At 50.3% G+C, this 18,259-nt stretch carries 19 protein-coding genes; 1 reads left to right on the forward strand and 18 read right to left on the reverse strand.

From position 1 onward, the window contains the following. Positions 1-64 precede the first annotated feature (64 nt). The 12 genes from recN to B9A14_RS12205 form a co-directional block, all read right to left on the reverse strand. Positions 65-1,753 (reverse strand): DNA repair protein RecN, encoded by a 1,689-nt coding sequence (gene recN, locus B9A14_RS12145; protein WP_084665939.1) that lies wholly within the window; start codon positions 1,751-1,753, stop codon positions 65-67. A gap of 6 nt (positions 1,754-1,759) precedes the next feature. Further along, a complete protein-coding gene (gene argR / locus B9A14_RS12150) occupies positions 1,760-2,224 on the reverse strand; it encodes an arginine repressor (protein WP_084665940.1) in 465 nt (154 codons plus the stop codon). A 2-nt stretch (positions 2,225-2,226) separates the two neighbouring features. Continuing rightward, positions 2,227-3,075: an NAD(+)/NADH kinase gene (locus B9A14_RS12155; RefSeq protein WP_231967734.1), complete on the reverse strand. Its 849-nt coding sequence runs from the start codon at positions 3,073-3,075 to the stop codon at positions 2,227-2,229. Positions 3,076-3,141: 66 nt separating this feature from the next. Then, on the reverse strand, positions 3,142-3,954 hold the full coding sequence (locus B9A14_RS12160; RefSeq protein ID WP_084665941.1) for a TlyA family RNA methyltransferase: 813 nt from the start codon (positions 3,952-3,954) through the stop codon (positions 3,142-3,144). A gap of 27 nt (positions 3,955-3,981) precedes the next feature. Next, positions 3,982-5,856, reverse strand: a complete 1,875-nt coding sequence (gene dxs, locus B9A14_RS12165) for a 1-deoxy-D-xylulose-5-phosphate synthase (protein WP_084665942.1) — start codon at positions 5,854-5,856, stop codon at positions 3,982-3,984. After that, positions 5,853-6,449, reverse strand: a complete 597-nt coding sequence (locus tag B9A14_RS12170; RefSeq protein WP_084665943.1) for a CNNM domain-containing protein — start codon at positions 6,447-6,449, stop codon at positions 5,853-5,855. The genes dxs and B9A14_RS12170 overlap by 4 nt, the downstream gene beginning before the upstream one ends. A gap of 861 nt (positions 6,450-7,310) precedes the next feature. Further along, on the reverse strand, positions 7,311-8,198 hold the full coding sequence (locus B9A14_RS12180; protein ID WP_084665945.1) for a polyprenyl synthetase family protein: 888 nt from the start codon (positions 8,196-8,198) through the stop codon (positions 7,311-7,313). 4 nt (positions 8,199-8,202) lie between these two features. Continuing rightward, positions 8,203-8,448, reverse strand: a complete 246-nt coding sequence (gene xseB, locus B9A14_RS12185; RefSeq protein WP_084665946.1) for an exodeoxyribonuclease VII small subunit — start codon at positions 8,446-8,448, stop codon at positions 8,203-8,205. Then, positions 8,421-9,665 carry an exodeoxyribonuclease VII large subunit gene (gene xseA, locus B9A14_RS12190; protein WP_084665947.1) on the reverse strand — a complete coding sequence of 415 codons (1,245 nt, stop codon included), beginning with the start codon at positions 9,663-9,665 and terminating at the stop codon, positions 8,421-8,423. Before xseA ends, xseB begins: the two co-directional genes overlap by 28 nt. Next, positions 9,659-10,504: a bifunctional methylenetetrahydrofolate dehydrogenase/methenyltetrahydrofolate cyclohydrolase FolD gene (folD, locus tag B9A14_RS12195; RefSeq protein ID WP_084665948.1), complete on the reverse strand. Its 846-nt coding sequence runs from the start codon at positions 10,502-10,504 to the stop codon at positions 9,659-9,661. The genes xseA and folD overlap by 7 nt, the downstream gene beginning before the upstream one ends. Further along, positions 10,497-11,906: an NADPH-dependent glutamate synthase gene (gene gltA / locus B9A14_RS12200; protein ID WP_084665949.1), complete on the reverse strand. Its 1,410-nt coding sequence runs from the start codon at positions 11,904-11,906 to the stop codon at positions 10,497-10,499. The genes folD and gltA overlap by 8 nt, the downstream gene beginning before the upstream one ends. Continuing rightward, positions 11,897-12,742 (reverse strand): sulfide/dihydroorotate dehydrogenase-like FAD/NAD-binding protein, encoded by an 846-nt coding sequence (locus B9A14_RS12205; RefSeq protein WP_084665950.1) that lies wholly within the window; start codon positions 12,740-12,742, stop codon positions 11,897-11,899. The genes gltA and B9A14_RS12205 overlap by 10 nt, the downstream gene beginning before the upstream one ends. A gap of 219 nt (positions 12,743-12,961) precedes the next feature. Here B9A14_RS12205 and B9A14_RS12210 point away from each other — a divergent pair, with 219 nt between their 5' ends. Then, the gene (locus tag B9A14_RS12210; protein WP_084665951.1) at positions 12,962-14,152 is read left to right on the forward strand and encodes an MFS transporter; all 1,191 of its coding nucleotides are present in this window, start codon (positions 12,962-12,964) and stop codon (positions 14,150-14,152) included. 10 nt (positions 14,153-14,162) lie between these two features. On the opposite strand, the gene B9A14_RS12215 is transcribed toward B9A14_RS12210, so the two are convergent. The 6 genes from B9A14_RS12215 to accC all read right to left on the reverse strand — a co-directional run bounded on the left by B9A14_RS12215 (position 14,163) and on the right by accC (position 18,254). Continuing rightward, positions 14,163-15,116 carry a Kae1-like domain-containing protein gene (locus B9A14_RS12215; RefSeq protein ID WP_084665952.1) on the reverse strand — a complete coding sequence of 318 codons (954 nt, stop codon included), beginning with the start codon at positions 15,114-15,116 and terminating at the stop codon, positions 14,163-14,165. Positions 15,117-15,186: 70 nt separating this feature from the next. Further along, on the reverse strand, positions 15,187-15,609 hold the full coding sequence (nusB, locus tag B9A14_RS12220; protein WP_084665953.1) for a transcription antitermination factor NusB: 423 nt from the start codon (positions 15,607-15,609) through the stop codon (positions 15,187-15,189). A 20-nt stretch (positions 15,610-15,629) separates the two neighbouring features. Then, positions 15,630-15,851 carry a DUF2273 domain-containing protein gene (locus tag B9A14_RS12225; RefSeq protein ID WP_172839151.1) on the reverse strand — a complete coding sequence of 74 codons (222 nt, stop codon included), beginning with the start codon at positions 15,849-15,851 and terminating at the stop codon, positions 15,630-15,632. A gap of 13 nt (positions 15,852-15,864) precedes the next feature. Next, positions 15,865-16,407, reverse strand: a complete 543-nt coding sequence (amaP, locus tag B9A14_RS12230; RefSeq protein WP_084665955.1) for an alkaline shock response membrane anchor protein AmaP — start codon at positions 16,405-16,407, stop codon at positions 15,865-15,867. A 17-nt stretch (positions 16,408-16,424) separates the two neighbouring features. Next, positions 16,425-16,835 (reverse strand): Asp23/Gls24 family envelope stress response protein, encoded by a 411-nt coding sequence (locus B9A14_RS12235; RefSeq protein ID WP_084665956.1) that lies wholly within the window; start codon positions 16,833-16,835, stop codon positions 16,425-16,427. Between the two features lie 75 nt (positions 16,836-16,910). Beyond that, entirely contained in the window at positions 16,911-18,254 is a 1,344-nt protein-coding gene (gene accC, locus B9A14_RS12240; protein ID WP_084665957.1) for an acetyl-CoA carboxylase biotin carboxylase subunit, read from the reverse strand. Positions 18,255-18,259 lie beyond the last annotated feature (5 nt).

Raw genomic sequence — 18,259 nt, forward strand, 5'->3', positions numbered from 1 at the left:
TGTAAAAAACGGGCTACTAGCGAGGCTTAGCTTACCAGAGGGTGAAATAACGGGATATTTTGTTTTAATTTCGTTTAATTGCTTTAGCTTGGTCTAAAAGTTCTGCTGCATGTTTTAGGGCTGTTGGGCTAGCTTCTCCCGACAACAAACGGGCAAGCTCTAGCAGTCTCTCCTCTCCCGTTAGCTCTTTTACTAGAGTATAAGTGCGGTTACCTTGAACCACTTTGTTCACGTTAAAATGATGATCAGCAAGGCTGGCCAATTGGGCAGAATGGGTGACACACAGGACCTGACGTTTTCTGCCGATATGTGCTAGGCGAAGGGCTACGCTCCGAGCAGCTTGACCACCCACACCAGCATCGATTTCATCAAAGATCAGGGTGGGAATCTCATCTACACCAGCTAAAATGCTTTTTAGAGCCAACATTACCCTAGCCATTTCGCCTCCTGAAGCTATTTGGGCTAAGGGATACGTTCCCTCCCCAGGATTAGGTTGGAAATAAAATTCAATTTCATCTTTACCTACAGGTCCTGGGTCTTCCCGGCAGCGTAAGGCAATAGTCACCTTTGCCGCTGGCATGGCTAGCTCCCGTAAGACCACTTGAATTTCCTTTTCTAATTCCTTTGCTGCTTTAAGACGTAAATGGTGGAGTTTAGCAGCTTTTTCTTCATAAACGGAAAGTAAATTTTCACTTTCTTTTTCTAAGCGGGAAGCTAACTCCTCGCTTTGCTCTAAACGGGCCAGGGTGGCGGCTGCTTCTTCGCGGAAACGTAAGATGTCTTCCAAGGTACGGCCGTATTTTCTATGCAAGCGCCGCAAAGTTTCTAGCCTATCTTCTATTTCCTGCAATCGCTTAGGATCGAACTCAAGGGCCTCCCTATAAGAGCGCAGGGCCTTAGCTACCTCTTCCACTTGTAAGCTGGCCTCTTCTAACATGGTCACCCATTTCTTTAATCCGGGATCTAAGTTAGCCATGGAGATAAGAATTTCCCCCGCTTGGGCTAGAAGATCATAAGCCGAGGCTTGTCTCACCCCTCCTCCGAAGAGATGGGTATAAACCATCTCTGCGCCCCTGGCCAGCTCTTCCGCGGAAGTTAGTATCTTAAGCTCTTGCTTAAGTTCTTCTTCTTCACCCAGCTTGGGAGCCGCTCGATCTATTTCCTCTATCTGGAACCGTAATAAGTCTTTCTGCCTTTCCCGCTCACTAGGATCACCATACAATTCTTCTAGCTCATGCTTAACTGCCCGCCAACGGCTATATATCTCTGTTATTTCCTTACGCAAAGTTGTAAGGCCTGCAAAACTGTCTAATAGCTGTAGCTGGTAGGTAGGACGCAGGAGGGATTGGTAAGCGTGCTGGCCGTGGATGTCTACTAGATGCTGGCCTATTTTTTGATACATAGACAAGGTAACCGGGCGACCATTGATCCGGCAAGAATGGCGGCCGCTCCGGCTCAATTCCCGCGTTAAAAGAAGGCTTCCATCTTCTTCCGGTTTAAAACCTAGCTCTTTTAAGATTCCTTCTACGCCTTTTAAATCCTGGCAATAAAAAAGCCCACTAACACATCCCCGCTCGGCTCCCTCGCGTAGGTATTCCCCAGATGCCCGAGCTCCTACTAGCAAACCTATGGCATCTATGATTATAGATTTCCCTGCCCCTGTTTCTCCAGTAACTACGTTTAGCCCAGGCCCTAAATTTAGCTTCAGTTTTTCAATTAAAGCAAAATTTTCTATTTGAAGTTCGGCAAGCATACTCCTTTACCTCCTGTGGTGCAGGAGAGCGTGGAAACGTTCTAAGATTCCTGGTACGGCTTCCTTAGGTCTTACAATAACCAAGATGGTATCATCTCCCGCTACAGTCCCTATAATCTCTGGCCACTCCACCTGGTCAATACAGGAGGCTACAGCATGGGCAGTACCTGGAAGGGTTCGAATAACGACTAGATTCTCACTAAAGTCTACTTTAAGAACTGAGTCTTGGAAAAGCCTTTCTAAACGGAGGTAAGGATTGGAACGCCTATCTTCTGGGGGAAGGGCATAGCGGTACCTGTTCTCACCAAAAGGAACTTTTATAAGTCCTAGCTCTTTGATGTCCCGCGATACAGTAGCCTGGGTAACCTTTAAACCCCTTTTCTTAAGTTCTTGGGTTAACTGCCACTGGGTAGCCACAGGTTTTTCAGTAATGATGCCCAGGATAAGCCGCTGGCGAGCAGCCTTATCCATCCTTACCCCCCTTCCCTAAACTTCTCCCGGAGAAGACTATAGAAGGACCGGTCCCGGAGCCTTATTAACCGCGCCGGAAAGGAAGCTCGGGTGGTTACTATTTCATCTTTGTGGATTAAATTTATTCCCTGCTGGCCATCCACGGTAAGCATCACTTCGGCGCTAGCAGTATAAACCCTCACCCGGATCTCTTGTTCTGCTGGTACCACCAGCGGCCGGGCATAAAGGGTATGGGGGCATATGGGGGTTAGGATCATTACCTGTAGTTGGGGCGAAACTAAAGGACCTCCCGCAGATAGGGAGTAAGCCGTGGACCCGGTTGGGGAGGAAATGATGAGACCATCCGCGCGGTAGGTATCGAGGTAATAGGGACCTATGTAAACTTCCAACCTTAGCATACGGGAGAAAGCTCCTTTAGTAATGACCACATCATTTAAAGCCCAAAATTGTTTTTGAGATCCCTGGCGTTCTAAATAACTTGCTAGCATCATGCGCTCTTCGATGCGGAAACGTCCTAAAAGGAGCTGTTCTACGGCTGGAAAGAGTTCCTTCACTTCAATTTCAGTAAGGAAACCTAAATGGCCTAAGTTTACTCCTAAAATAGGGGTACCCCAGGGAGCCATGATGCGTGCAGCTCGAAGAAGGGTCCCATCACCTCCCAAGGATAACACACAATTAGCGGTGGCCAGGGTTTCGGGTTCAGCCCCCCACCAGGGGCAACCTAATTTTACAGCATTGCTCTTTAGGATTAGGGGCTCAACCCCTCGCTGTTCCAGCCACCTAGCTAGTTCTAACGTTACCTCACCCACTCCTAATTTATCCAAGTTAGCAATAAACCCTATTTTCTGCAACCCCGTCCCTCATTTCCAGGAAACATAACCTAAATTATTCTTAAGTTCAATTATACCATAAGATATCTAATGCACTTGGGCATGGGCCTTATCCACAACTAGGGGGATTAGACTTTTAAGCTCTTCTTCTCCAAGACCTGGGGCATCTAAGATAAGCCAAAGGAAAAACTCCCGGTTCCCTTCCGGTCCTAGGAGGGGAGAAAAGGTAAGACCCCGGACACCAAAACCCTGGGAGCGGGCACCGAAAGCTACTTCTCGTAATACTTGGCGGTGAACCTCGGGGTCCCGTACCACCCCCCGTTTACCTACCTTTTCCGGTCCAGCTTCAAATTGGGGTTTAACTAAGGCTAAAACCTGGCCTTCAGGTTTTAAACAGCGCGCTACGGCATCCCATACTTTATTAAGCGATATAAAAGATAGATCTAAGGTCGCCAGGTCCACTCGTTCGCCCAAAATCTCCGGTGTTAAGTATCTTAAGTTTATACGTTCATGGACCACCACCCGGGGATCTTGCCGGAGCCTCCAGTCTAATTGACCATAACCCACATCTACAGCATGAACCCTTATAGCTCCATGTTTCAAAAGGCAATCCGTAAACCCTCCGGTGGAAGCCCCTGCATCCAAAGCCACCTTGCCTTTAGGGTCCACCGGGAAAACTTCCAAGGCATGTTGTAATTTTAGCCCACCCCGGCTTACATAAGGGCAGGGAGAGCCTATTACTTTTAATTGAGCATTAACTGGTATCATGGTCCCTGGCTTGGTCACCTTCTGCCCCTCTACTAGGACCTCGCCAGCCATGATGGCTACTCGCGCCCTTTCCCGGCTAGGAAACAACCCCCTTTCTACTAGCAGCAAATCCAACCTCTTCTTAGGACTCACCTAAATCTTCCTCCTAAGGCTTACCCTTTAATTCAAAAATAAAGTCTCCACAGCTTGAGCAATGGCCGGGGCGGTAAGGCCTAGTTTCTCCCTCAACATATCAGGTTTCCCGTGCTCCACAAAAATATCCCTGCTGATACCTAAGGTTTTAACTTTTACACCCGTACATCCAGCCTCAGCCAAGGCCTCCAAAACTGCGCTTCCAAACCCTCCAGCCACCACATGTTCCTCTAAAGTCACAAGGTGTCCCGTTTTTTGGGCCCATTCCACGATCAGGTCTTTATCTAAAGGTTTAATGAAACGAGCATTGATAACAGCTACTTCGAGCCCCTGGGTGGCCAGCCTTTCAGCCGCTTCCAAGGCCGCATACACTAAGGGGCCAATGGCTACAATGACCGCTTGCCGACCATCCCGCAAAATTTCTCCTTTGCCTACAGGTAATGGACGTGCTGGATCTTCCAGGGGCACTCCCACCCCCGGACCTCGCGGATAACGCAAGGCCACAGGTCCCTCAATTTGAAGAGCGGTTACCAACATATCTTTAAGCTCTTGCTCATCCTTAGGCGCCATAAGGACCATCCCCGGAATACACCGCAAAAGGGCTATATCAAATATGCCCTGGTGCGTCTCCCCATCTTCTCCTACCAGTCCTGCCCGGTCCAGCACTAGGGTAACCGGAAGATGCATCAGGGCCACATCATGGATCACTTGGTCCACGGCTCGCTGGAGGAAAGTTGAGTAAATCGCTACCACAGGACGGAAACCCATGGTGGCCAGGCCGGCTGCCAGGGTCACCGCATGCTGCTCTGCAATACCTACATCGAAAAAGCGTGCTGGGAACCGCCGGGCAAAGGGCATGAGGCCTGTCCCTTCCGGCATAGCCGCTGTAATAGCCACTATCCGTTCATCTTTCTCTGCTTGGCGGACAAGTTCGGCACCGAACACAGAAGTAAAGGTAGCCGGTCCAGAAGAAGGTAACACCTTCCCAGTATGGGGATCAAAAGGGCCTACTCCATGGAATACCTCCGGCCGGGCTTCCGCTGGAGGATAACCTTTACCCTTTTGGGTTACGACATGCACTAGGACCGGCCCCGGGGTCCGGCGAGCCTGCTTAAGCACTTCTTTAAGCTGGGATAGATTGTGACCATCGATGGGTCCTAAATAGGTAAACCCTAGCTCCTCAAAAAGCATACCTGGGATAACTAAATATTTAAGGCTATCCTTTAAACGCTCTATCAATTTTAAAAAATGCGGTCCTACCCGGGGCAGGCGTCTCAAGATAAACTCTAGTTCCTCTTTACTCCGGAAATAGCGAGGATCTGTGCGCAACCGGGAAAGATAAGCAGCAAGCCCCCCTACCGGACCCGAAATTGACATTTCGTTATCGTTTAATACCACAATCAAATGGGTTTTGAGGTGACCAGCATGGTTCAAAGCCTCAAAGGCCATACCGCCAGTCAAGGCTCCATCGCCAATAACCGCCACGACCTCAAAATCTTCTCCTCTTAAATCCCGGGCCAGAGCTATCCCTAGGGCAGCAGATATGGAGGTGCTGCTATGCCCAGTATTAAAAACATCATGGGGGCTCTCTGACCTTTTAGGAAAACCGCTTAAGCCCCCGAACTGGCGCAAAGTAGCAAATCGATCCCTTCGCCCGGTAAGGATCTTATGGACATAACATTGATGCCCTACGTCCCAAATTATTTTATCCCTAGGTGAGTGGAATACAGTGTGTAAGGCCAGGGTAAGTTCCACCACCCCCAGATTAGGGGCCAGATGGCCACCTGTTCTAGCCACCACGGATATTAATTCTTCCCGTATTTCTTGGGCCAAGATTTCTAACTGCTTAAGGCTTAAGGATTTTAGATCTTCCGGCGAGTTGATCTTGTTTAGGAGCCTCATGAACTCCTACCTTTCCGTCTTGTATTGTTTATAGGTATTAGAGATCTCCCTGTTAACCTCTCTAGAAAGTATAGAATACGGCCTACCCAGAAAACTATTTCATTAGCCTCCCGCAAGGCAAAGCTTTTACCTAAAGCCTTGCCCCCCACGGTTAAGCCAGAAATAGTCGCCGTCATGGCCGTACTTATCCATATATCCTGGGCAGATCCTCCTACCAAGCGGAAAAGGATGCTCGCTCCTATAGCTCCGCTTAAGGTAGCGCATACATCGCCCACTACGTCATTGGCGAAGCTAGCTACCCGATCGGCGTTACGAAGGAGCCATAAAGCTTCTCTCGCACCCTCTACCTTTCTAGCAGCGCGAGCATGCAAAGGTGGTTCTAGGGCTGCCGCTACCGCTATACCTAGAATATCAAAGGCTATACCTATAAGAATAATTACTACTAGTAGAATAAAAGAGACCAGGAAGGAAGCTAAACGTCCAATGAAAGTCTGGGATAAGTAACCTAAGCTTAAGGCCAAAAAAAAAGTACCAATACCTGTAGTTAGTGCATTTCGCCACGGTTTTCGGTTTCGGTTTTTAGTACTACCCAAATAGCAGGACTCCCCTTAATTTACAAGGACTATTCTCCCTTACCGCTACAGTGGGTGGCGACCTGCCAGGTAAACGTTGTGGCTTAGGTCCAGCAGGTTTTCCCGGCAACCTACCGCCCGTCGCCGCAAGCGGCGGTTCCCCTTTAAAGGTTGCCCTGTAACGTCGCCGTATACAGAGCTGGATCACCACTTAGCACACACTTTAATCCCTGGCAGGCCTTACCAGCAAAGCGGTAAACAGCCTAGGAGTTTTCCTCCACAGCACCCACCCTTCCCTAGCCTCTTTTGCAGTTGTGGTTTCAACAGCCAGTTTCCACCACAACCACTCAAGGCAGGCTACGCTGCAGCCAGCACCCTTTGTACCGACTGCAGGTTTATACCCCAAGCCATAGTACTCATCCCTAGTGTAGACTTTCCCACGCACTTGGGTCTCCGCGGAAGGAGGGTCAACGCCTACATGCCTTTGTAGATCGCCCCCCTTCCTTAACTCCCAGCACCAGCCCCCGACTGGGCGTCGGCAGCCAGCACCAGGAACTTCATCGCTGTGCCCTTGACGGATTTTTAGGCCCGTCTTCAGGAAGGGCAGCACTGACTAGGATACTGCGCCACCCACTAAACTGGTAGGCCTAAGCCCTGGTAGCATGTATTATAAGGTATAAAAGAACCCCCCAGCAAGGTGAATGAATAAGAACTATCGCTAGCCACAGCTCGCCATGAGGGTTAGAGGAAAAGAAATCTTATAAGACTTTATGTACTTTACTATAGCTTGCTTTTGCAAGCCCTTACTTTACTTTAGACCCCATCACACCTTAAAAGCCATCTAAGTGCAGACAAAGTAAACCTCGGCTGCGGAAGGTCCCCCTAACCCTTACGCTCCACTATATAACGGGCTATGGCCTTTAAGGGCCATGCAGCTTCCCCTAGCTCTGCTGCTATAATGGCCGCCCGGGTGGCGAGTTCCTGGGCTCTTTGCCTCGATTCTTCTATACCGAAGCAGGCTGGATAAGTGAGCTTTTGTTTTTTGCTGTCGCTCCCCGCTACCTTCCCGGTATAATAGAATTCCCCTTCTATATCTAGCAAATCATCTACAATTTGAAAAGCAAGCCCGATATCTTCACCGTAACGGGTTAACTTATCCAGCTGCTCCGTGGTCGCTCCCCCTAGGAGGCCGCCGATGCGGACGCAAGCCCGGATAAGGCTACCCGTCTTATGGCGGTGAATATATTCCACAAGCTGAGCTTCTGGTGGCTGGCCTTCGGAGAGAAGATCCACTACCTGACCCCCGACTAGTCCCTGGCTACCTGCAGCTTGAGCTAGCTCACGGACAGCAGCCAGGGTGGCTTCTGGGCTGCTCCCAACTTCCACCTGAGCTGCCAGGACACCGAAAGCCGCGGTAAGCAAGGCATCCCCGGCCAGGATAGCTATGGCTTCCCCATAAACTTTATGACAAGTCAAGCGCCCCCGCCGGTAATCATCATTATCCATGGCAGGGAGGTCATCATGGATAAGGGAATAAGTATGAAGGAGCTCTACTGCGCAAGCCGCAGGCAAAAGCCTTTGGGGAGGGCATCCTACTGCTTCCCCTGCCGCTAAAACCAATATAGGGCGGAGCCTTTTCCCCCCGGCAAAAAGGCTATAGCGCATGGCTTCATGTATGAGGGGGGGGAAAGATCTGGCTGGGGGAAGAACGTGCTCTAGCGCCTCTTCCACGAGCTTGCGACGGTTAGCAAGATAATCTGCCAAGTCCATGGCCCTATACCTCCGGCAGTTCCAATTCCCGGATAACCAGTTCTCCATCCTCCTGGGCCATCAAGATCTGGAGCTTATGTTCAAACTTATTAAGCTGCTCCCGGCAAAAACGAACTAGCCGTATACCCTCCTGGTAATAGTCCAGGGCCTCTTCTAATTTAAGATTTCCACCCTCCAGGGCTTGGACAACAGCCTCTAACTTACCTAAGGCCTCTTCAAAGGTTAATTTCCTTTCTCTTTCTCCTGCCAACTCCGTTCCCCCTCTACTTTATCTACCAAGCATTGGAGGGCGCCCGCCCGTAAAATAACCTCCACTCTATCCCCTGGGTTTACCTCGTTGCTGCAGCGTACTACGCGGCCGTCTGGGTAGGTTCGGCAGACCGCATATCCCCGCCGTAAAACAGTCAAAGGGCTAGCTGCCTCCAACCGGGTGATTAAAAGCTCAAGTTTTTTAGCCCTCTCTTGCCATAACAGGGACCACGCAGCTTCTAGCCGCTGCTCCAAAACATCCAGATACTGCTGCCGAGAATATATTTCTTGTTCGGGCCGAGCAAGCCCCCGGCTTTGTACCAGCCGCTCTAGCCTCTCCTTCATAAACTGTAATCTATAAAGAACACTACGGTCCAGCCGTTCTTTAAGTTTCAATACCTCTCGTTCTAGTTCAGCCCGTACAGGGACAGCCATTTCAGCTGCTGCAGAAGGAGTAGGGGCACGGCGGTCAGCTACCAGATCGGCTATAGTGTAATCCGTCTCATGGCCTACAGCAGTTATAACTGGTATCCGCGAGGCATAAATGGCCCGGGCCACTTCCTCGGTGTTGAAGGCCGAAAGCTCTTCCGTTGACCCTCCCCCGCGACCCACAATTATTACATCTACCTTTCCCCAGCGGTTTAAGTTTTCTATAGCAGCCACTATTTCCTCTACAGCTGTCTCTCCCTGTACAGAAGCAGGGGCCAGGACGATACCCATACCCGGGTACCTTCGCCGGACAACGGTAAAGACATCTCGCCAAGCCGCACCATCTAAGGAAGTAACCAAGCCTATTCTCTGGGGAAGCTTAGGAAGAGGTCGTTTGCGTGTGGGATCAAAGAGGCCTTCCTTTTCTAGCCGCTTCTTTAACTCCTGCAGGGCCGCCTCTATCAGACCCATTCCCGCCGGGTAAAGATCCTGTACATAAAGCTGGTACAGGCCATCCCGCTCGTATACGCTAATATACCCTCGAGCGATAACCTGTTTTCCGTTCTCCGGCCTAAACCCAAGGTTGCGGCAGCGGCCCTGGAACATAACGCAGCGCAGGGCCGCTACCTTATCCTTTAGGCTAAAATACAGGTGTCCGGAGGAATGCCACTTTAGATTAGATATTTCACCCTTCACCCAAAGGTTACTAAGGCGGATATCCTTATCCAATAAGGCCTTAATGTAAAAGGTGACCTCACTTATAGTTAGGATGCGCTGCCGGTTTAACACGCCCGCCGGGCAGCCTCCACCGTGTTCTTAAGGAGCATAGCAATGGTCATGGGACCTACCCCACCAGGGACCGGGGTGATCCAGGAAGCTTTTGAGCTTACACTCTCAAAGTGCACATCACCCACCAGCCTCCCGTCCGGCAGGCGGTTAATACCTACGTCTATAACTACTGCACCTTCTTTAACCATATCGCCAGTTATAAGTTCGGGTTTCCCCACAGCCGCTACTAATATATCCGCTTGACGACATTCAGCCGCAAGATCAGCCGTACGGGAATGGCAAATGGTCACCGTGGCATGGCGAGCTAAAAGCATCATAGCCATAGGCTTGCCCACAATATTACTGCGCCCTACCACTACCGCTTTTTTCCCCTTAGGATCTATACCAGCCCGTTCCAATAAGACCATGCACCCGTGGGGTGTACAGGGATAGAAACATTTGTCCCCTATCACCAGATTACCTACATTAGAAGGGCTAAAGCCGTCCACATCTTTATCTAAAGCTATACTATCGATCACCTTTTTCTCGTCAATATGGTCGGGCAGAGGTAGCTGGACCAGGATTCCGTGGATACGGGGATCATGGTTAAGCTGATCAATAAGCTGTAGGACCTCTTCCTGGGTAGTACTGGCAGCCAACCTATGCACCTCGGAATATATTCCTACTTCTTCACAGGCTCGATGTTTATTGCGCACGTAAACCTGGGAGGCGGGGTCATCTCCCACCAGGATAACCGCCAGCCCAGGGGTGATACCGCGCGCTTTCAATTCCTCTACTTCCCTTTTAACTTCTTCCCGTACTTCGGCCGCAATTTTTTTACCATCTAATATATTAGCCATTGCTCCTACTCCCCTTTCCTCGAAGATAAGCATCGATGGCCCGGGCAGCCTTTTTACCAGCACCCATGGCCAGGATAACCGTAGCTGCACCAGTTACAATATCCCCGCCAGCGAAGACACCCGGCCGGGAGGTGGCCCCTGTTTCCTCATCAGCAGCGATAGTCCCTTTCTTGGTGAGCTCTAAGCCAGGGGTGGTACGGAGCACGAGGGGATTAGGTCCCTGGCCGATGGCTATGACTACAGTATCTACTTCCATATAGTATTCTGAACCAGGGATAGGTACGGGTCGACGCCGACCGCTAGCATCCGGTTCGCCCAGTTCATACCGGATGCAAGTCATGCCCTTAACCCATCCGGCCTCATCACCGTGGATCTCTACCGGGCTGGTTAAAAAGTGAAATTCTACACCTTCTTCCTCAGCATTTTCCACTTCTTCTTTACGAGCGGGCATTTCTTCTGCTGAACGCCGGTAAACGATCATAGATTTTTTAGCTCCTAACCGCAGGGCTGTACGGGCAGCATCCATGGCCACATTGCCTGCCCCGATCACAGCTACCCGTTCACCCACTTTAATGGGGGTAAGATACTCGGGAAAAAGGTAAGCTTTCATTAAATTGGTGCGGGTGAGGAACTCATTGGCCGAATATACTCCCAGGAAATTTTCCCCCGGTATACCCATAAAGTGAGGAAGCCCAGCACCGGTACCGATAAATACAGCATCATAACCGTTCTCCAAAAGTTCGTCCACCGTTACCATTTTCCCTACTACAGAGTTAGTCCGTATCTCTACACCTAAGCGCCGGATATAGCCCACTTCGGCCTGCACGATCCTTTTAGGCAGGCGGAATTCGGGTATGCCGTACATCAGGACACCGCCTGGAACATGAAGGGCTTCAAAAATGGTAACTTTATGCCCCATACGGGCTAGATCCGCAGCCGCCGTAAGACCAGCCGGGCCTGAACCGATGACTGCCACTTTAAACCCAGTAGGAGGTGGTAAAGTGGGCACCTCACTGCCTCCCTGGCTCAGTTGATAGTCGGCAGCGAAGCGCTCTAGCCTTCCAATAGCCACCGGCTCCCCTTTTTTGGACAAAGTGCAATACTTCTCGCATTGGTTCTCCTGGGGACAGACCCGGCCGCAGATGGCGGGGAGATTGTTTTTTTCTTTAATCTTTTTAATAGCCCCTTCAAAATCTCCTTGCTTGATAAAATTAATAAAGCTCGGGATATCTATCTCCACTGGGCAACCCTGACGGCAGGGGGCTTTCTTGCATTGCAGGCACCTTTCCGCTTCAAGCCTTGCCTGTTCTTCCGTGTAGCCCAAGGCCACTTCTTGGAAATTACGGATACGTTCTTTTGCCGGCTGGCAAGGCATGGGAGTTTTCTTAGGGGTTACTGGCATCGACAACTCCCCCCTTCGCCCGTATGATAAGCCAAGGCCCGGGCCTCTTCCTCACGGTACATATTTAGCCTCCGCAAAGCTAGCTCCCAATCCACAAGATGGGCATCGAACTCTGGGCCATCTACACAAGCAAATTTAGTTTCCCCGCCTACACTTACCCGGCAGGCACCGCACATACCCGTACCATCGACCATGATAGGATTCATACTTACAATGGTGGGTACCCCGAACGGCCTAGTTGTCTCTGCCACAGCCCGCATCATTACCACCGGGCCGATCCCCCAAACCCTGTCTACTCGCCCGTCGCGGCGTAAGACTTCAGCCAAAAGGTCGGTAACGAATCCTTTATGGCCGTAGGTTCCATCATCTGTAGCCACTAAGAGCTCGTCGGAAATAGCTCGCATCTCTTCTTCTAAGATAAGGAGTTCCCGCGTACGGGCTCCTATAATAGATATCACCTCATTACCAGCTTCCTTTAAAGCCCTAGCTATGGGGTAAACGGGAGCCACTCCCACTCCTCCGCCTACGCATACCACCCGCCCATATTTTTCAATTTCGGAAGGCTGCCCTAAAGGGCCCACAAAGTCAGCGAGGTAATCCCCTTCCTTTAACTCACCTAGTTTGCGGGTGGTGTACCCCACTTCCTGAAAAATCATGGTAATAGTGCCCTGTTCCCGATTAAAATCAGCAATGGTAAGAGGGATACGCTCCCCTGGCTCATCTATACGCAAAATGACAAACTGCCCAGCTGCTGCTTTAGCAGCAACCATGGGAGCCTCCACTTCTAGTAGCTTAATATTCTTAGCCAATTCTTTTTTCTTGACTATGCGATACACTTAACTTAATGCACCTCCCCTTCTCCCTTTAATGTTCTCTAACAGGACGCATGTCCGTTTAATATTTCGGCTTAAAAAACCATATTCCTGCTTAAGACCAACAAGAAAAAACACCAGAAATCCACCACCCGAGCATTTAGGAAGCCTAGCGGGCCATTCTGGCCCTTGACCCGCCTATAAATTAGGGTTTAATATCTTTAAAGATATGGAGGTACCTGCATGAACCAAAACAAGCGTTTTCTCTATCTTTTAAGCCTCGGACATTTCCTTACCGATCTTAACCAAGGGCTGTTGCCTATTTTTTTATCCATCTATAAGGAACAATTTAGCCTTTCGTATACTGCCGCCAGCCTGGTAGCGCTTATTTCTAACTTAAGCTCTTCAGTTATCCAACCTCTTTTCGGATTCTGGTCTGATCGTCGCGGAAGCCGCTGGATGCTTCCTGCTGGATGTTTTCTAGCCACCTTAGGTATGGCCCTAGCTGGCTGGGCCCCCAATTATTTAACCCTCATTTTGGCTGTATTCTTAAGCGGCCTAGGAGTTGCAAGTTACCATCCGGAAGCTTCCAAAACAGCCCATTATCTAAGCGAGGAGCAACAAGCTAGCTCGATGGCTATCTTCTCAGTAGGTGGAAACTTAGGTTTCGGCCTTGGACCCTTGGTGGCTGCTTTTCTCCTCGCCCATGGAGGGACTAGGTCTTCACCCTTTCTACTCTTCCCAGCAGGTCTCCTCTCGGTATACCTATGGTATTCCTTGCCGCTCCTGGGGCGGATACTAGCCAATGTGTCTTCGTCTTCCCCAAAACCATCACCAAGATATAAAGAAGAAGGAAATCAGGTCCTTCGCGCTGGGAATACCAAAGCCTTACTACTTCTTTTGGCTATAGTAATACTCCGTTCCTGGCTCCATGCTGGTATGACCTTTTATATCCCTTTCTATTTTATTAATTACCTAGGTGGAGATCCTACATTTTCAAGTAGTCTCCTCGGGATATTCTTGGTAGCCGGTGCCCTAGGAACCCTGGTTGGAGGGCATTTGGCTGACCGTTGGGGAGCGCGTCGCCTTATTCTTCTTTCCATGGCACTCATGATACCGTTGGCACTTTCCTTACCCCATGTTCGCCCACCCTGGCTTTACCTTCTGGTAGGTGTCTCTGGATTTATCTTGATTTCTAGTTTCGCCCCTTCCATTGTCTTAGCCCAGAATCTCCTACCTGGGCACGTGGGTATCGCCTCCGGGTTAATGATTGGGTTTGCTGTAGGCACAGGAGGGCTAGGGTTAACTATATTAGGAGGGATAGCCGATACAATAGGAGTCCCGCAAACCCTTTCCCTAATGAGCCTGTTACCCATTCTGGCCCTGGGGTTAGGCCTCTTTCTCCCCGATGTGCGCCGGGCTCTATCGGTTTAACCTCATCACTTTAAGATACCCCTTCTAGTCCTAAGAGGGCTACTCCTATGGCATTGTCTGTACTATGCTGGGGTTCAGCAAAATATAGCTTCCCGCCTACGGCTCGGTGTTCTAGCCGATGGCGCAAGCGTTCACGCAAGAAAAGATTAGCTGCCACCCCGCCCACGAGAAGTATTTCCCGGTATCCGGTTTCTTCCATCAAGGGCCGTAAAACCTTCTCTAGGGTATTAGCAATACACCTTTCTACTGCTCGGGCTACGGCAGCAGGCGGAGCACCTTGCTGGATAAGGCGTTCAGCGTGGGAGGCTGGCCCGGAAAAGCTGAAATTATAGCCGCGTACGGCGGAAGGGAGGGTTACCTCTTCTGCGTCTGATCCTGCTTCCCGGGCCAGCTGTTCCAGGTGTGGCCCAGCGGGAAAAGGTAAGCCCAGAAGAACGCCGATACGATCAATTAATTGCCCGGCGTTAAGGTCTGTACTGCCGCCCACTTTCTTTAGTTTAAGGCTCCCTTTTTCATGCTCCACTAGCAATATTTCTGAAGTTCCCCCGGAAAGATGAACAGCTATAAAGGGCTTCCTGGGAACAAACCCCGCTGACCATAGGCCGGCCCGCAGGTGACCCTCTTGATGGGTGGTGGACCAAAAAGGTACTCTCAAGGCAGCAGAGAGAATACGGCCTTGGTGAGCGGAAACAGTAAAAACAGGCATATAAGAACCGGGAACCGGTCTTGGCTTAATGGAAGCTGCCACGGCCCGGAGTTCCCGGGGAGAAACCAATTCAAAGGCGCGAAGTAGGAGCTCGGGAAGGTTTCCTATATGCTGAAAAACCGCCATAGATTGCTGCAGCCCGTATTCTCCCTCAGGTACCCGCAGCAACCGGCGGTCCTCAAAAAGAAGCTTTCCTTGAGTATCTACTATGGCTATGGCCGTAGTATAACAGCTAGTATCGATCCCCAGGACAGCCACCTTTAAACCTTACCCTACCTTCCCCGAAATCGCCTTCTATAACATCCTAATTGCCTGGTTATCTCTCTTTTTATGTACTTACCTTACCTTCCTCGAAATCCCGCCGTATAGTATCTAAAATCCCGTTTATAAAAGCGGAAGCCTCTTCGGTACTAAAGATCTTGGCCAATTCCACAGCCTCGTTTATGGCCACCGTAGAGGGGATTTCCTCTCGTAAAAACAGGAGTTCATAAAGACCTAGGCGTAAAATGTTACGGTCCACCACTGGCATACGCTCTACCGGCCAACCTATAGCGTACTTATCCAACAGCTCATCTAACTTCTCCCGCTTTTCCCCCACCCCTCGGACTAACTGGCGGGCAAAGGAGGCCTCCTCTGGATCTAAGCTTTTCCCTTCCAGTACCTGCTCTAAGGCAGCCTCACCCGGTATACGCCCGATATCGGCGGCAAACAAAGCTTGCAATGCTCTACGCCTAGCCTTTCTCCGGCTCAAAACTTAAGCTTCGCCCCTTTCTACCAGCGCCTGCGGGAGATATGTTTCCACCATTCTGACCAACCCTGGCCGCTATCCAGGTGACGACCTATAAAGTAACCTATGAGCATACAAAAAGCAATAAAGAGCGTCTTCCCCAACCCCAGGGCAGCTACAGCCAGCCCAAAGAGCAATCCTAACGCAAGGCCACATATCTTACCCTTATGCTCACGCCATATTTTAAGTAATTCGTCTTTATCCAACCCTGCTTCACCCCTAGTCCACACGCCTTAAGGTCTCATAAGCGATACCATTGATCAAGACCCGCACCTCTAAAATATCAAGACCTGCTGTACCAGTTACATACCGGCGCACGTTTTCCTGGAGCTCTTGGGCTAGGGTGGGTAAATTTTGGTCCGGGCTTGCGGTTACCTCTAGGGATAGGGCTACTCCCTCTGGTAAAAGTTTAAGCTTAGGCCTAATCTCCCGGAGGCCTTTAACCTGGCGAGCGCCCCGTATAACTAGCTGTTCTAAAGCGGTAGAAGTGATGGTAACTTCTCCTCCCTCTCCTCGATAAATACTCACCTGTTCCACTTTGCTACGAGGTACCCTTAGGCTAACCCAGAAAAACCGCCAAGATACTAAAAACAGAACTGCTGCTATTATAGCTCCTACTACCCGATAGTCGGTTCTGGTGAGGGTGTACTCGTAAAGATCGAGAAGGAGGGTCCACCCAGCACTGGTAAGAAGGAAACTCAAACTTAAAGCAGCTATTAATAATGAATAAAGGGCGAGGACCGCCCGTTCAAAAAAAGCCACTTACCAACCCGCCTCCCCTAGCGTACCCGGCTCATTTCTTCTTCAGGTGCCTTCTCTTGGGGGAAAGCTACTCCCTGTACGTGAACATTTACTTCTACCACCCTAAGGCCGGTCATGCTTTCAATAGATCTCTTCACGCGCTCCTGGATTTTGATGGCTACATCCGGTATCCGCACTCCGTAGTCTACAATAACAAAGAGATCTACTGCTGCTTCCTTTTCTCCTACTTCCACCTTTACTCCTTTAGAAAGGTTTTTCCTCCCCAGCATTTCAGCAATACCGCCAGCAATACCGCCGCTCATACCAGCTACGCCTTCTACCTCTGTAGCAGCAAGACCAGCTATGATGGCTACCACTTCATCAGCGATCCTAATGGAGCCCAATTCAGTAGATACCTCAGGGGGGGATACGGTTTTAGTGGGTTCCACTGGATAAGCACCTGCCTTTCCCAGATTTCTCCTCCATTATACCAGACCTACCCCGTTCTTACAACGTTTTAAAATCTAATCCGCCAAGCGGCGTTGGATAAAGTTAGTATATACTTCTCCCCGGCGGAAAAAGGCATTGTCCAGGATTTTAAGGTGGAAGGGGATGGTGGTGGGTATACCCTCGATGACCATCTCTTGCAAGGCACTCCGCATCCTGGCTATAGCCTCTTCCCGGGTAGGGGCCCAAGCGATAACTTTGGCCACCAGGGAATCGTAGTAAGGAGGTATCTCATACCCTGGATAGAGGGCACTGTCCACCCGGATGCCGAAACCTCCCGGTGCATGGTATTTTTCTACGCGGCCTGGTGAGGGCCGGAAATTCTGGGCCGGATCTTCAGCATTGATCCTGCACTCTAAGGCGTGACCCCGTATCTCAATGTCCTCTTGCCGGTAAGGGAGTTTCTCCCCCGCCGCAATAAGGAGCTGGGCTTTGACGAGGTCTATTCCTGTAACCGCCTCTGTAACCGGATGTTCTACTTGAATGCGGGTGTTCATCTCAATAAAGTAATACCGTCCGTGTTTATCTAATAAAAACTCTACTGTTCCTGCGCCATAGTATCCCACAGCTGCTGCAGCCTTTACGGCAACGGCCCCCATCTCTTGGCGCAGCTCCGGTGTTAAAGCAGTAGAAGGAGCTTCTTCTAACACTTTTTGGTGCCGGCGTTGGATGGAACAATCCCTTTCTCCCAAGTGGATAAGATGGCCATGGGTATCTCCTAAAACTTGAAACTCAATATGTCGCGGTTCTTCTATATACTTTTCTAGATAAATATGGCCATTACCGAAAGCTGCCTCGGCTTCCTGCTGGGCTACTTGAACCGCTCGCCGCAATTCAGCAGGATTCTGAGCCACCCGCATCCCGCGGCCCCCGCCTCCTGCTGCTGCCTTAACAATTACTGGATATCCAATTTCTTCAGCCAAGGCTAGAGCCCGCTCTACTTCCGTAACTACACCTTCCGAGCCTGGCACCACAGGTACACCAGCTGCTTTCATGGTCGCCCGGGCTTGGGCTTTATCCCCCATTAGCTGGATAGCCCGGGCTGGGGGGCCTATAAAGGTTAACCCAGAGGTAGAGCACATCTCAGCAAAATAGGCATTCTCGGCTAAAAAACCATAACCGGGATGGATAGCCTCTACTCCCGTCACCTGGGCTGCAGCAATAATACTAGGGATATTTAAGTAACTCCGTGTAGCTGGTGGAGGACCTATACAGATGGCCTCATCAGCCAGTTTAACGTGTAAAGAGTTACGATCCGCCTCCGAATAAACTGCCACAGTCCTGATACCTAGTTCACGGCAAGCGCGTATAATGCGGACAGCTATCTCTCCACGGTTGGCGATAAGTACCTTCTTAAACACGAGCT

Source organism: Thermanaeromonas toyohensis ToBE (genome assembly GCF_900176005.1).
Taxonomy (GTDB): domain Bacteria; phylum Bacillota; class DSM-521; order Neomoorellales; family Neomoorellaceae; genus Thermanaeromonas; species Thermanaeromonas toyohensis.